We start from the raw sequence: 15,840 nt of genomic DNA on the forward strand, positions 1-15,840 counted from the left end.
GGTTGCAGGCATGGAGAAGGTTCCTGGAGTTGTTGGATCAACAGTCTTTGCTTAACTGGGAGGAGGTCTTTTCTGATGGCAGCTTTGCACCAGCAAAAAAGGGGGCTTCGAAACCGGAAAAACCAAGCGGGGCAAGGGTTCAAAGTGGATGGTGGTGGTCGATGGCGAAGGTATTCCACTGGGAGGCACCATTACTTCGGCCTCACCAGCAGAAGTAAAGTTATTGCATCCATTACTTGATGTTACGTATAAAAATACAAAGATTCATCGCTTAGTTTATGATAAAGCGGCGGACTCTGATCCTCTTCGAGATAGCCTGTTGAGTCGTGGAATCGACCTTATCTGTCCACACAGGAGAAATAGGAAAAAAGCCTCAAGGCAGGATGGTAGAAAGCTCAGAAGGTATACTCGACGTTGGAAAGTTGAACGGACTTTTGCGTGGCTGGGAAATTACCGCCGCTTGGTTGTTAGATGGGAGCGATATTTATCCACTTATCGTGCTTTTTTCTATATTGCATGCATGTTAATTACGTTGAAGAAGTTATGAAATAGCTTCTAGCCACACTCTATCACTGGGACTATTAATTAAAAACCAATTAATCCTCCCTCACCTTCAAAACATTTATCTCAAGCCTCTCCACTCATACAATACTCATTTATGAAACAAAAAGGAAAGCCATTTGAAATGGTATATGAAAAAATATTTCACTATGATAATATAACAAAATCTATTGATGATAATTTTATAGCTCAGTGGATTCAAAGGGTCTAAGAAGCTTTCTTTCTGACTTCTTGGACGAACCACAAATATTGAGTGAATTTTATACCATTATATACGTACGGTAAATTAACTAATGAGAATTAAGATTTTATTCTTGGCCCTTTCAATTTTTTCTTTATTACCACTGAAATCCCTCGCAGGGCATTCCGGGGAGGCTGGGGGAAATGTTCATAATATTATGGTTCACCGTACTATGGATATTCCAGTTTTAATGTTTTCTACAAACCCTTACTTTGATGCACCGACCTGTCCCGAATCAAACAAGCCCGCAATACAATGGGCAGTTAAACTGGATGAGTTTGGGAAATCTGTTTACTCTCTTGTGCTATCGGCACAGGCACAAGGGAAGAAGGTCAAAGTAACTGGTTCTCATCAATGTTCAGACTGGCCAGATAGAGAGTCTATTTTCTATATTGAATTAGTAGACTAATCTAAAGCAGCAGCCATTTACAATTGAGCCCCATGTCTCCGAATCAAAGGACATGGGGCTACTGCCTATTGTATATACGCGATTTCACTGACCGCTTTAAACATCAAATTTAACAGCTCTTGTTAAGATAATCATTACCATATCTACCCCACCTAAATCGACACCAATTTGTTTGCTTTTCAAGCAAAGTTAACAACCAAGGGGTAAACAATAAATTATTATTCTCGTTATACCTTCAAGACCCAATAGCAACTCTAAACAATTAAGAAGCGCCTATAACAACACTAATATTTAGCACCCTAGAAATTACTGTTAGATGGGAGAATGAGCAAAAAATTTTAATTTAAATTACTTGTATTACCTACCATACTCACCCATAGCAGACATTAATAATACGCACATTTAAAAGTTCAGAAATTTTTATCAACAAGCGCTAGAAGTAAGATTCTTTTTTGCAGAAAAGCATAGGTATTTAATGGTTTTAACAGGGATTCAAATACGCAATAATAGAAAGCTAACAGTGATGTCAAAAGAAAATGTCCCGGGTAATCCGCCGTGAATCATACGAAGAATAGTTTCTATGGAGAATTAGGATATGAAATTAAAATCCGCCATATTTGCTTTAGCTTCCTTTTTGTTTACCTATGTTGTTTTTGCTGGCAGCATCACTAGTACAGTTCGGAAAGTAGCTTGTCACATTGACCACAATCACTGCTTTGTCTATTTGAATGAAACAATTGAAGATAAAGCAAATTGCGGGAATAATTCCTCCCTAAGGTGGGATGGTTCAGGAAACACCTCACAGAATGTCCAAGCAGCTTTATCAATTTTACTTACAGCCAAAACTACGGGACAAGCTGTTGAACTTGGATCTGCCGGTAAAACCTGTTTTGGAGGATACACCAGCTTTACCTAGCTAGAATTACACTGAACAGCACAGAACCAGCACACTAATCCTGGCCCCACAGCACTCGGTATATTTGGCGATAGTGAAGGGGCTTGTTGACTGAAGGATTTCCGCATTAATAGGCCTAAAATCTTATTGCCCCCCGCCCCTACACATAAATACCTATAGGTCAAAGTAAGCCCTAACCATTAATAAGAATTGATACACCCCCCCTTCAACTATACAATTATTGAACAGTTATTACACTTTTACATTATAAGATTTGCATAAAACCTTTTATAGGAAACAACATGAGAAATATTGTTAAAGCTGGATCCGCAATTTCATTGCTTTTTAGTTCAAGTATCACTGGAGCAGCCACCTCAACTGCAGCTGGTTGCACAGGCACGGTTTCTAAAGTATGGGTAGAAACCAATGATTACCTGTACTATGAGATAGAGCCATCGAGTTCAACCTCATGCACCTGTAACTTTAACATAGGTAACGCGAAAGGTTTTATAGTTCCCTCAAGCCAGCCGAATAAAGATGAACAGTATACAGCCCTTTTAGCCGCATTTATGGCTGACAAGAAAGTTATGGTCTGGTATGACTGGGACGGTGTGGATGGCAGTAACAGGTGTAAAGGCTACAATATATCGCTTTCTAAATAATCTCTAGATTTCGACATACTTATGCAGTGCCGATGAAGTAAAGAGGCAGCCAGTCAATCTAAAATTGGCTAGCTGCCTAAATAATAAGCTGGGTATACTATAAGGATTGATTTAAAATCGTCATCCTTGAAAAATACCAGGCCACACCTTTAGCATGGAATAATCAATATGACTCCAACTAACAACTTAGGCATCAGAAATTTTTCTATATCCAAATGTTATCATCCCTAAAATAATCCTGCCCCCAGCTAGTTAAATATTGTTGACCAGCTATCAAGTAGCTATAGGCTAATTCAACCAAAAAGCAATGCATGATCTCTGCCAACCTTTAAATTTCTGCACCTTCATATTCTACTTTATGGCCAACTAAAATTAATTAGCGCATGCGCAGTCTGACAAACTCGGCAGCATCGCCAACACATGACGACTCGCTAGTCTGAAAATCAATAGTACGATTCGAGGCCTGCGCAGCGAGAGCAATAGATAATGCATGGGAACAATAAGAATTATCTGTAGAGCAAGCAATAATTGTTTCCCACTTGGAGCAGGATGGCTGCTTGTTCATAGGCTCCTTCAAATGAATGTATACTTTGTTTCCACTTAGAGCCTCCACCAAACGAATAGCTTTATCTTCATCATCCAATGCCAAAGCATTTAAGGAGGTGAATGCAAATAGGCAGAGACTGGCTATTTTTTCAAATGAACCTTTAAACATCATTATTCTTTCCTCACAAACCTTAAAAAGTCAAAAAATCATACACACTCTTGATGGAAGGGCAATAGTCAAGCCCCACAAAAGCCGAAAACACCATTTAAAATTTATCAAAAAAATCATTATAGTCCTCTCGACCATCAGGGCGAAATATGCTATTCGACAATCAATAGATCACAATAAGTAACCTTAACGGTGAAACTTACTGATTATTTTTTGTTAAAAAATAATCAGTAATCATACAAAACCTAATACATGATAATTATAACAATCCCCTTTTATGATTATCACACCACCAGAAGTAATAAAAAGCCTATCTTACGAAAGATAGGTAAAATTTACATATGACTTTATTTGCAGAACCTACGAATTTAAGAAGAGTTTCTTTTAAAACCGCCATGATAACTACTTAACAATACGTATCATCGAAGTTACGTCGTACATTCCTATACAAGTCTTACCATCAACACGCACCTGCACTTTTTTACCCAGGCTAAATGCTGTTAAAGCCGTACTATACATTGCCTCACCTTTACCTTCCTGTAAAGGCCACACAACCCAATCCCCACTTGCGCATTGATTATAAGAAGTGTAGTTGCTACAACTTCTAATAAAAGCCGTATCATTAGTTGCCTGAATTGCACAAACTTCAAAATCGAAATCTGCACTCCAAGCAGGAAACGGCAAGAGCATCAAAAACACTAAAAACTTAAAACGCATAAAGTAGTCCCTTTATCTATTGCAGATAATTTATTGCCCACCAAGAGTATTAGAATGAATAAAAAATATCAAGAGGTAGCTATGCCCAACCAAACATTAATCCTATTTAGCTTTAGCTTGAATCGAATGGAGCATACGTACCAAATATATTACACCCTTCCTTTCCACCGCCTATAGAATGCCTGAATGATTAAAGTATAAACCCTACACGATGCACAAATCTGCAAATAGCTTAAGGCCAGCAATCATTGATTGACCTTATACCTCGAGCCTTTTATGCGGCTATTTCTACTTTGATTCCCTCTATGATAAGCTCAAATATATAAGCATAGATGCTCATCATTAGCTGATATTTACCAATAATTTATTTTTGAGACAAACGGAATTATCTAAGCTTTTCACATACAGCTAAATATCAGAATAGGCATAAAGTCTTAAACCTATTAATCTAGCAGGCACTCTCACCTTAGAAAAACAACTTAATTTTATACTTTGAGATTATTTCTGAAGCAGCGGAATTAAAGCCAAAAGGAAAGGTGAGATCTAAAACCCGAAATAAAAACCACAAACGTTTACCTTGCATGAAAATTCATTCATGTTGATTTAAGCCTTTGAATCCAGGGAGACTTTTACTCATATCTAACTTTCATTTTCAAACCGTTTTGTTATGCATTTGCACCGTATTCAGAGACTCCATTACTACGAATATCAACTTAGATAAGAATCTTCCACTTCCAATTGCCTTGTTAAACACTGTCAGCTTCATTTCCACTACCTTAGTATCTGATAACTCCTAGCCCTCATTTTCTGTGAGCAAAGATAACAAACTCAACTACATGTCAGTCATTACTCACTGACCTAAATATTGATCATTCCAGCCTTATCGATGATTTCTACCTCTTTCATAAGTCGCCCAATGCGCTTATAATTTATTCGCCCATCATCTGCTTACAACTTAGTTAAACTCTTTTTCAGATGCTGCAATGATAGCCTTTATACTTCCATGATTCTTTTATTTTTCAATTAAAAAATTTTCAATATAGTTAAACTATTTATAGAAGTCCTGGGGCGTAACACTGATATATCTTAAAATGGGGAAACGTTTTTCTCCCCCCCTATATAAGGCCTTATACACCTTGATTTCAAGTAATAACTGCAGTTTCCTTACACTGCAAGCAGATCATCTTGCAATCCTATAATTAACTATTCGGTGACCTTTCTCCACGGCTCGCTCCAGGTTTGCTATTTAGGCGATCCATTACAAATTAAACCTGCTCGCCTGTTACTTTATTAAAGTCGGTATCCTTTGGGAAATACTGTCAAGTGAAGCCGTTAGTTTATCGTCGCCCCCTCTTTTCCTGGGTAAATACTGGAAGGCAAATTAAATATCGGCTTCTAGACCCGCTGCAACCCTTCCATGATCAGAGAATTTAAGACCATTGTCGAATGGTAATTGTATTAATTTTATCTTTGATAACTCACCATATGACTAATCATTACTTCAACCAGCAAGTCTTATCGTTTACCCGTCAGCCTAATATTAACAGTTAACAACGTCTTACGCTCGACTATAGTCAGCATAACTCCATCATCCCCTTGTCTGTAACGGTATCGCCTTCCCAGCCACTTATCCAATTTTCTGGATCAACAACCGCTGGCCGATTATCTATACTCTCTCTCTACTTTTGATTTTTCCGCGCCGATCATACCTACCGTAGCATTTGCGATAAAGTTTTGATGCGATCCTAAGATGCCTGTATAGCTCTCCAGCATTTGTCTGGTCTAAATAAATCAGCTAGAAGATCGTCTCGCGATATAACAATTCACTCGTATGTCTCTTTTAATTGCTGGCTGTTTTTCCAGGGCGATATCCTCGCAAACCACAATTGCGTCATAGCTCTCGAATGATTATTGGGGGGGGGTACCTCCCCAATAATGCTGCAATTACTTTCTGAGAATGTTCGGCTTTTCTCAGGCTGTAAATCTGGTATCGTTTGTCCTCACTTAGTTGGTGGTAGCTCATCAGCACCTTTCTCTTAACCGAGAGGGGTACAGACTCCACCAGCTGAGTCTCCCTTTACCAATTGCACTTATTATCCGAAATCAAGTGAAATTAAAATCCCCTTATTTGCTTTAGCCTCCTTTTTGCTTACCTATGACACTTGACTGGCAGCATTACACATATAGTTCGGAAAATAGGCTGCCACATTGACCACAATAGCTGCTTTGTCTATTTGAATGGAACAATTGAAGATAAAGCATATTGCGGGAATAATTCCTCGCTAAGGTGGGATGCTTCAGGAAATACCTCCAAGATTGTCCAGGCATATTTTATTTTCAGCCAAAACTACGGGGCAAGCTGTTGAATTTGGATCTGCCGGTGAAACCTGTCTTGGAGGACACACCAGATTTACCTGGCTAGAATTACACTGAACAGCATAGAAACATTAGACTAATCTTTTATTTTCTGGCCCCACCGTACTCGGTATATTTGGCGACAGTGCAGGGGCTTATTGACTGCAGGGCCTCCATAATAATAGACCTAAAACCTTATTGCTCGGCTCTTGCAAATAAACACCTATAGGTCAAAGTAAACCCTTACCGCAAATTAAAAATTTATTCAAACCCATTCAACTGCACAATTATTGATTTAGTATTTTACCTTTACAATATAAGATTTACATAAAACCTTTTATAGAAAACGACATGGAAAATATCGTAAAAGCTGGAACCGTGTTTTCATTGCTTTTTTGCTCGAGCATCGCAGGAGCCAACAACTCGACTGCAGCCGGCTGCACAGGCAGTGTTTCTAAGCTTTGGGTGGAGGCTGATGATAGCCTGTACTTTGATATAGAACCGTCAACTACTTGTAACTGCAACCACAGCGTTGGTAATTCGAAGGGATTTAAAGCTACTGCCGATCTACCTAACAAAGATGAACAATATGCGGCTCTTTTGGCAGCATTTATGGCTGATAAGAAAGTTCAAACTTGGTATGACTGGCGCAGTACCGATGGAAGCAATAGGTGTATCAGCTACAATATAGCACTTTCTAAATAGACTCCAAGTCACCACTCTTGGCTTTAGTCGAGCGGGCCAACTAGCTGCAGGCTGGTTAGCCCCCATACAATCATGCCAGTGCCTTTTAAAGCCAACTATAACTAGCCATCCTAAAAAGAGCGGTATCAGATATTAGCTCTCAACGTGAATAGATTTACGCGCGCCCTAATTGTTAAATTAAGCTAAGCCCCAATCATTTATTCACCCTAATTATTCAGCAACGCCAAACATATTTATAGATTGAAAATTCATCTGCAAAGCCATGAACAAATACCAAAAATAATATCTATTTGCAAAACCTATTCGGTGCCTTCATTTCACTCCACTCTAAATTATTTGCCTTGTTAGATAGTATGTTAGAGGATAACTAAAGCAGCGAGACACGTTAAAAGTGCCATAAATCCCTCCTTGGATTTATAACCACAAGCTTACAAAGCAAGCTCTTAAAAAGTTTTTATTGGGTTTCAATATTTTACTTGAACTCAAATTATTCCAAGTCCAACCATTCCTAAGCGACTCAATAATAACAAACTGAAAACACTAATAATCAATTATATCGAACACGTAGGTAGTGCCAGCTTTGTACATACCTATATCTCTTCTTGACACAAAGGAGATGCGGAAGACCAACCCTTTCTGCACATTAAAATTTCCAGACCTCGATATAGGTGGCGTGCTGACTATTAAATCTCCAATAGCAGACAACACATTTCCGGAAATTTCCACATCCCTGCATTTAACAGCTTCTGATAAATCCTCAGAGAGTAGCAATGATATTTCCGATACTGTTTCTGTATTTTCCTCTACTTCAACCTTAATCCCTAACTCATTCGCCTCCAATAAAGTCATTTTAGCAACCTCTCCAGTGATATAGCTTTCGTTGGTTGCAAAATCAATAGCTGAGGCTTCCGATACTACTCCACACCCTAAAATAAATAGAAGCAGGATAATAAAACAAGAACTCGAATGCATATCAAAACCCTCTTCGATATTGTCGTATGGCCTTAAACTCCCTGTTCAGCATGACATTACCATGAGAAATATCGGCAACATGCCCTGTTTCATGCGCAAGAGTCTGAATAACATTCTCAACTCCAGTCATACTAGTGGAAAACGACCTACCACTTAACAAATAGGCCTTTAGCATGGAGCCAACTCGTAATGCAGTTCCAGAAGCAGTAGCTCCAGCATAAATACCTATACTGCTGCCTCCAAAGTGAATCCCATCCACAATGCCCCAACTTGGATTCGCTTTCAAGAACGCTATTGCATCAGATTTTGAGGAAAACCCTTGATAATCCCAGCCATTTCCATTGCGGTGACCGAGCATAATCGTCTCCAGGTCTAAATCTATATTAGCCGCATCAATATTTGTCTTATCAATGTTTCTCGCTGCCTTCAAGCCCTCAATATATACAGCTTGGCGATCCTCAAGAGAATCTGGAATGGCATTAACCCGATCAATACTTTCTTGATTTGGAGCACCTTCTGGAGTTCCCTTTTGGCTTAAGGAGTTTATCGCAAACGCAAACGCCGCTGTCACCGCGCCATTTGCAAATTTTCCACCAGTTAGCCTGGAAATTGTACCTCCAGCGATTGTGCCAACAACAAACTGCCCGGTGCTATTTCCAATATTGCCTATATAAGGTGCAGCAGCCATCCCTAGCCCAGCAGAAACAAACCCATGCCCAAATTTGCCACCCTGCAAAACGCTCATGGTGCCGCCAACCAGTCCTGCATATAAAGCTGCTTGACCAAGATTAATTGCACCCGCTTCAAGCCCTCCGCTTATTCCAACAAACGCATTATAGGAAACATAAGCATATGCACCCGCCTTAAGTGCACTCTTCCAAGATGCACCGTGGCCTCTCGCGGAAGCTACTGCGTAGGCAGCGCAACCCCATTCGCCGCCGTAATAACAAGCAGCAGCCTGTGCAACAGCATTTAACAGTGGACTCTCAGTTATGCCTAAAATATCATCAAATACTTCTGAGAAAAATTCATAACCACTTGGGTCAACTCCACTAAGCGGATTATTTTTTCCATAACTGTAACGACTGTAACCCTGGGTATTAAGCGTACCATCGATAAAGGGGTCCGCCTGCATAAAGCGCCCCAGGCGCGGGTCGTAAATCCGCCCATTCATATGGATCAGGCCCACCTCATCCAGCATTTCGTGGCCGGTGTAACCACGGGTGGTGCGGCTGTGATCGAAGCTGGACAGCGCGCTGAGAGAGAGCGCATTCCAGTTGGCCGTATTTCTGCGCTGACCCCAGGCGTCGAAAGACATTTCCTGTTTGACATTACCGGCTTTGTCGGTAATCAGGTCCATAGAGCCCAGGTGATCCTTGTACAGAAACAGCTTATCGGTGGACTGTACAGCGTACGCCAGGTCGGTCTTGACCGTATATACGGCGGTACCCAGTTGACGCTTCCATTCGATTTCGTTGGGGGCGCTGGATTTCTGGATACGCTCGATGCCGCCGATATACCAGGTTTCCGTGACTTCGCCATTGCTGCTGTTGGTGTCCTTGCGGTAATAGCGGCTGTGGCTGGGCCCGTAAAGGAATTCAGTCGTGTGATTACCTTTCTTGATCCAGGAGGCTTTGTCGAAGGTGGTATAGCGAATAGTGCGGCCACCGTTAAAGCCATCCGAGGTCATATTGCCATTGGCGTCGTAGTTGTAGCGCACGCCGCCGGCAGTGGTCACTGCGTGGGGACCGGCTCCATTCTCGCCGTACACATAGGATCCAACCCCGGCTTTATAGGTGATATTGCCGATGGCGTTATAGCGCACATCCTGGTTGGCACTACTGAGACTACTGCAGTTGTAGTTGCTGCTGCCGATATGGGTTTTGATCAGGCGATTGAGGCTGTCGTAACAGAAACTCTCGCGCAGATTCTTGCTACCACTTTGGTTGTGGCGGCTACTGAGGTTGCCGAGGGTATCCCATTGGTAGGTAATATTCTGGATACCAAAGGTGCCCAGTACGCTGGAGGTCTGGTTGAGCAGGCGACCAGTACTCCCTTCGTAGCTGTAACTGGTGGTGGCGCCGTTCCCCAATAGTTGCTCTTTCAGCTGGCCGCGGGCGGTCTGGGCTTTGACTTCCTGGATCAGGTCTCCAGTCGCAAGATCGACCACTTTGTACAGGTAGCCATTGCCATTGTAGTAGTTGCGCACACCTGATTGCCCGGTGCTTAGCAGACTGTCGAGGGCGTCGTAACTGCGCTCTACCCGGCCGTAATCATCAAATAGCGTGGTGGTGACGTAGGCGGGCTGAGGGCCGGCCCCATCGAAGTCTACCGCTTGGGCATGGTTGCGACCCAGCTGGTCGTACTGGTACACGGCTTGGTAGCCGGTGACGCTGTCGCTGATCATTTCCAGCTGGCCGAGGCCATTTTGGGCGGTATCGTAGAGCCAGGTTACGTTGCTGGTGAGGCTGCTGCCTCCGGCTTTTTCCATACGCGTCAGCTTGCGACCCAGCTTGTCGTAGGTGAAGGCGACGGTGTGACCATTGGCATTGGTCTGCTTTTTCAGCTCGCCATAGCCCGTGTATTCATAGCTCCAGGCGCCCTTATCGGGGTCATCCATATTTTTCTTACGACCCAGATGGTCGTAGTTGATGGTGACGACGATGGGGTAGCTGAGGCCGTCGCCTTCATCAATATGGCTGCCGGAGGCATTAGTCTTGCCCCAGGATTTCGCTTTGTGCAGGTTGCCCTGGCTATCATACTCGTAGGTGAGGCGACCATTCATTGCGTCGATCACTTCCACCAACTCACCGGCGACATTTTTGACTTCGGTCTTAGGCTGCCCCTTGTCGTTGGTGGTGATGGTCTTCAGACCGGCGTAAGTGATCGTTGCGTCCGAGTTGTCGGGGGCGATGACACGGATAGGACGGCCGAGCAGATCGTACTGGGTCTCGGTCCACATACGAGTGTCCCCAGAGAAATAGGGCTCGCTGACAAATTTCACCCGGCCGAGGCTATCGTACTCTTTATCTGCATAGACTTTATTGTGCAGCCCTTGGGTTTCGGTGCGCATGGAACGGCCGAGGGCATCGAAGTATTCCCTGCCCCAGCTGCCGGTACTGCTGCTGGTGGTCACTCTGTACTTGGCGCCACTGGGACAGCCACTGGTACAGCGTTCATATAGAGTCTTCTTATCCGCACCGGCGTTGTTCCAGCTGTAGCCTTCACGGCCAAAGGCGTCGTAGGAGGCATAGCTGATCAGACCATTCAGACCCTCCACTATCAGGGGGGAACCAAAGTGGTTACGGGAGACGACCTTCTCAGTCAGATGCCCTAGGGCGTTATAGCTCTCGGAGACATAGCGACCGGAGGGGTCGTACACCGTTTTGGCGCTGCGGCTTGTCTCGCCAGCAGCAGAGAGTGTTTTCTTGCTGACATTGCCGAAGCCATCGTACTCGTAGCTGGTGACCTGCTTAAATTTCGACTTGTTCGGTTCGATGATCTCGGTTTTCAGCAGCCCTTTGTGGGCTCCAGAGGTGTAGTAGGTAAAGGCCGATTCACGCACATGGCTGGGCATCCCTGGGCGGGTGCTAGTAACCTTGGTATGGCTCAGGCGGCCCTTCTCTTTTTCCCAGGTAGTACTGCCATACACATTCTCGGTTTTTTTGACGAACTGCTGGCCGGATGCTCCATCCTTTGTCACCACGTTAATAGTGAGAGCGTTACCGTAGCCATCATAGCTGTTAGTAGTACTAACCGTTTGCAGCAGCTCTCCAGCACTATTGCCGTTATCTTTTAAGTCATAGGTTTCTTCGACCGCATTGTAGATATAGGGTTTGTACGGCCTAGAAGGTGTGCCACTGCCACCCCACCCCTGCAGGCGCCAATTATTAGTTGCTCTGCTCAACAGCCTTCCGCTAGCTGTGCGAGTTTCCGTTTTTAACGGCATTCCGGTAAAAGGAAAGTCCTGGCGATAGGTGGTTTCTGTTACCACGCCAGTCTGGTTATCTGTAGTACTTAATTTTTGAAAGCCCAACATACCGCGCCCAGCTGCTTGTAGCTTCATCTGATGGTAACGATAAGTAATTGAACTGCGGGCTAACTGATTAACTGAGCCTGGATTGATACCCGCTGCAGGAGCAGAGCTCTCCACTTTTGTAACCAAATACAGAGGGCTTAAGAGTTCTAGAGTTGGTTTATCTTTGCCCAGAGAGTGGCTACCATTAGGAAGCACCCAATTACCATTTAATGCCTTATAAAAGTCCGTAACACTGGCTTTAGGGCTAATGCCGGAGTAAACATTTCCATCCAGCATATTCGCATAAGTAATTTCTGTAACATTACCCAAGCCATTATCTACTTTATAAATGACTTTATTAGGTTTTCTCTGTTCAGCTGGCTTATCTTTATTGGCAATTCGAACGGCAATTCGCCCGAAATCCCCATTATATTTATGATAATCCATCTGGCCATCGCCATTTATATCGGAAAACCAGATAGCATCATCATAATCACTACCTACAGACTGAGCAGTTTTCTGGGTAGCCGTGAAGTTATTTATGCTTGGATCAAAGTAACGCACCATCATATAGCGGCTACCCTTAAACTCAGGCCAAACCAAATCTTGGTAACCATCATTATTTAAGTCTACAAAAGTAGATTTCTTGCCATATGAGAACAACCCAAGATTTTCAAACCCTGTACCTGTACTAAGTTTAACAACTAGTTTGTTTGATTTATTCAGAACATATGTAATGTCAGTCAAGCCATCAGAATTGATATCCAGCGCCCTAGGTTCTTGAACCTCTGTAACAGGTAGATGTCCGAAGGATACAAATCTGTTACGTGACTGATCAAAAACCGCCACTTCATAGCCACGGAATTTAACACCCAATTCCCTCCACTCGTAATTTGGAGGGCAAGTGCCCGGACCACTGACCAACTGCCTAGGAAGAAAAGGTTCATCAGGTATAAAGGGTGGGTCAGTGACACCACCTCCACCACCGGTAGATTTCTTCACACAGCGCGCATCATTGTAGTAAGAGGCTACAAGGATATCGATAGAGCCGTCACCGTTAAAATCGCCCAGAGTATTAGGAACCCTCTTTTCAGGATCACCTATCGTTGCGCCCTCTACATCCACATAGTAGCGCTGTTCTTTACTGCTAAATGCATAAAAAACATCAGATGAAGCAGACTTCCCTGAGGGGACTAAAAGACGAACTTTAACTTTTCCATCTTGCGCAAATGAAATGTAATCAGCCAGTCCATCACTATTAAAATCGGCGAAAATAGCATCCTTATCTCCTAAACCAGTTTTAACGGGAGAATCGGAGTCAAGTTGCCAACGATTATTTTTATAGCGGCTAATAAATATATTCCACTGATAACTTGGCAAGCCATAATCAACTCGCGGGCTATAGACTGCCAGGTCAGTTCGACCATCACCGTTATAATCCAAAGTGCGTATTGAAAAAACTTTACCCACATCAGCTTTAGAGAAATAGTCCTTAAACTTAGAGCCACTAAAGACTTCTTTATCGTAACCTGTGCCATTAGCGAGGGCATATTTTACTCGAACATCTGTATCGCCGTGGTCACCGTCTTTATATCCCTCAATCCAAACAACATCCTGCTTACCATCTCCATTAAAGTCTGCATATTGGTGACCACCAGAGAATCTATTGGAAGTAGGTTCAAAGTCTAAGACTTCCACCTCCTGTCCCGAGTACTGCAATTTGGGCTGTAGCCAGCTAAAACTAATTGCAGGTAAGCATTTCGAGCCGACACATTCCTGTAAACTACTTAGTAAAGAAGTTTTATCTACGCCAATCGTTTCGCTGATGAACTGATAGCCGAAATTATATTCTCTAATAATTTGATTATCGGATCTTGAGACTAATTTCTTAAGGCGCTGAGTTGTTTTCAATTCATAACCCGCAGTATATCCACTCAGCTTGTCAGGACGGGGCTCGTAAAAAAATTCAATTTCAGCATTATAACTGCCAGAGCCAAAAGCATATCTGATCTTTTTAATCCGGTGTCCAGTTTTCGTATCACCCTCATAGCGATACTCCATGTGATTGCCGACACTATCCTCAAAGCGATTCTGAGCCCAGGACAGGGTATGATTTCCAACCAGCTGTTTAGAGTCAGTGGAATTGCCATAGTAACTGATGGAGCCATCTTTGCGTTCAACCTTGAAATAGCTAGGCTTTCCAAGACTGCCTCCAACCGAAGTCACCATGACATAGGAGTCCATTTCGGTCTTATAAGTAGCGCCTACGGCACCATACTGAGAGCCGCTAGTCTTTATTAGGCGCTGTCCATCAAGACAAAAACGATCTGATGCAGACCAATTTAGAGGTGTGACCTGGCCATCAATCGCCAAAGTCTGTCGACAGCGTGATACTCCAGACATACCGCCGATGGCCCAGCCACGTCCCAATAAGCCATTGCCACCGCTGCTGCTATAATTAAGGGTAACCTCAGGCGCAACACCCGCAGTGCCCGCTGCTTTTGCAATGGGAACAGAGTATGTTGCCGCTCCAGACTCATTGACGCGAAACTGCCCAGCTGAAGAACCCGCCACATTGGGGCTACTTACCACTGCTGAGTCATTGTGCCCCTCAAAAATTCCTGTATTGCTGGCTAGAAGCGTTCTACGTAAAGAGCCCCCCACAGAAATATCATCCCTGCCATCTCCATTAGCATCACCAATAATCAGAATATCTGCATTTGCACGCGATAGAATAACTGCTGCCTCTGTGGCAGAACTATTAATAGGAAATTCTTGCGCAAGGCGAGGAAGACCGTTGCCATTGGCATGCAGGACTAGAGGGGTTGTGTCAAGCAGCAATAGATCAGACGCCCCATCACCATTAAAATCACCGGAAAAAGAATTTCTTTTGTCGAGCTTTTGTAGTTTCGCGACAAAATTACTACTTAGTGTTTTCTGTATCGGTGTACCGTAAGTCTCCCATGCTACCCCTCCCTTTCGATACAAAACGAAATTAGGCAGTAACGGCATCGCAATCGGAGTTATGACCTCACCATGTAAAAGAACCAATGGCTGATCATACTCAAAGTAAAGGTCACTATACCCATCGCCATTAATATCTCCTTTATATATGGTGTAGCCCCCATCCCAGATCCCTACGGAAGCAACTGAAAGATTGGAGAAGCTTAAAACACAAATCAGACATATAAAATTAAAGAGAAGGCGCATAGGTGTCACTGGAAACCAATGGTTTAGCATTACTAAAAAAAAGGCCGCGACTCTAACAAGACATAGGGATTAATACAAATTATTTTAACTATGAAATCGCAAGCATTTGTCCAGAGGTCAACTTGTGAGTACATTTTTTGAGCCGCTTATAATTAACGGGTGCATATCGGATTCACACAAACAATAGGCAACCCAATACAATCGCATAAAAAGCACTGTAAAAAGTTGAATTACCTACTTTTCAAATATGAATAAGACACATCAAAAAAAAGAAAGACTCAACATTATCCTTAAACACTATGCGAGCCACTGAAACCGAGGTTTAATTCTCTCCAGCCACAAAAAATAAGTCATTTCTACTTCTTTATTAACTTTAGCGA

Annotated in this window: 8 protein-coding genes and 1 pseudogene; 5 read left to right on the forward strand and 4 right to left on the reverse strand. The window is 43.0% G+C overall.

Features of this window, described 5'->3' with window-relative positions; translation table 11 throughout:
- Positions 1-94: 94 nt before the first annotated feature.
- From ACJJIC_RS17405 to ACJJIC_RS17420, 4 genes and pseudogenes are all read left to right on the forward strand, one after another.
- A pseudogene (locus ACJJIC_RS17405) lies at positions 95-547 on the forward strand (IS5 family transposase); the annotation flags it as partial.
- 307 nt (positions 548-854) lie between these two features.
- Positions 855-1,211, forward strand: coding sequence for a hypothetical protein (locus tag ACJJIC_RS17410; protein WP_445357506.1), 357 nt, complete (start codon positions 855-857; stop codon positions 1,209-1,211).
- A 595-nt stretch (positions 1,212-1,806) separates the two neighbouring features.
- The gene (locus ACJJIC_RS17415) at positions 1,807-2,127 is read left to right on the forward strand and encodes a hypothetical protein (RefSeq protein ID WP_445357507.1); all 321 of its coding nucleotides are present in this window, start codon (positions 1,807-1,809) and stop codon (positions 2,125-2,127) included.
- Positions 2,128-2,408: 281 nt separating this feature from the next.
- Complete coding sequence (locus ACJJIC_RS17420; RefSeq protein ID WP_445357508.1) at positions 2,409-2,768, forward strand: hypothetical protein; 360 nt, start codon at positions 2,409-2,411, stop codon at positions 2,766-2,768.
- A gap of 376 nt (positions 2,769-3,144) precedes the next feature.
- On the opposite strand, the gene ACJJIC_RS17425 is transcribed toward ACJJIC_RS17420, so the two are convergent.
- Entirely contained in the window at positions 3,145-3,486 is a 342-nt protein-coding gene (locus ACJJIC_RS17425) for a hypothetical protein (protein ID WP_445357509.1), read from the reverse strand.
- 399 nt (positions 3,487-3,885) lie between these two features.
- Complete coding sequence (locus tag ACJJIC_RS17430) at positions 3,886-4,200, reverse strand: hypothetical protein (RefSeq protein WP_444909114.1); 315 nt, start codon at positions 4,198-4,200, stop codon at positions 3,886-3,888.
- Between the two features lie 2,706 nt (positions 4,201-6,906).
- Here ACJJIC_RS17430 and ACJJIC_RS17435 point away from each other — a divergent pair.
- Complete coding sequence (locus ACJJIC_RS17435; protein WP_445357510.1) at positions 6,907-7,260, forward strand: hypothetical protein; 354 nt, start codon at positions 6,907-6,909, stop codon at positions 7,258-7,260.
- Between the two features lie 540 nt (positions 7,261-7,800).
- On the opposite strand, the gene ACJJIC_RS17440 is transcribed toward ACJJIC_RS17435, so the two are convergent.
- Entirely contained in the window at positions 7,801-8,232 is a 432-nt protein-coding gene (locus tag ACJJIC_RS17440) for a hypothetical protein (RefSeq protein ID WP_445357511.1), read from the reverse strand.
- 1 nt (position 8,233) lies between these two features.
- Positions 8,234-15,460: an FG-GAP-like repeat-containing protein gene (locus ACJJIC_RS17445; protein ID WP_445357512.1), complete on the reverse strand. Its 7,227-nt coding sequence runs from the start codon at positions 15,458-15,460 to the stop codon at positions 8,234-8,236.
- Positions 15,461-15,840: the final 380 nt, after the last annotated feature.

This window comes from Microbulbifer mixtoriginis (SeqCode), assembly GCF_052468275.1.

Excerpts from the sequence above, each read along its gene's own strand:
- ACJJIC_RS17440 (WP_445357511.1), bottom strand. The coding sequence starts at position 8,232 with ATGCATTCGAGTTCTTGTTTTATTATCCTGCTTCTATTTATTTTAGGG.
- ACJJIC_RS17445 (WP_445357512.1), bottom strand. The coding sequence starts at position 15,460 with ATGCGCCTTCTCTTTAATTTTATATGTCTGATTTGTGTTTTAAGCTTC.
- ACJJIC_RS17410 (WP_445357506.1), top strand. The coding sequence starts at position 855 with ATGAGAATTAAGATTTTATTCTTGGCCCTTTCAATTTTTTCTTTATTA.
- ACJJIC_RS17435 (WP_445357510.1), top strand. The coding sequence starts at position 6,907 with ATGGAAAATATCGTAAAAGCTGGAACCGTGTTTTCATTGCTTTTTTGC.
- ACJJIC_RS17420 (WP_445357508.1), top strand. The coding sequence starts at position 2,409 with ATGAGAAATATTGTTAAAGCTGGATCCGCAATTTCATTGCTTTTTAGT.
- ACJJIC_RS17415 (WP_445357507.1), top strand. The coding sequence starts at position 1,807 with ATGAAATTAAAATCCGCCATATTTGCTTTAGCTTCCTTTTTGTTTACC.
- ACJJIC_RS17430 (WP_444909114.1), bottom strand. The coding sequence starts at position 4,200 with ATGCGTTTTAAGTTTTTAGTGTTTTTGATGCTCTTGCCGTTTCCTGCT.
- ACJJIC_RS17425 (WP_445357509.1), bottom strand. The coding sequence starts at position 3,486 with ATGATGTTTAAAGGTTCATTTGAAAAAATAGCCAGTCTCTGCCTATTT.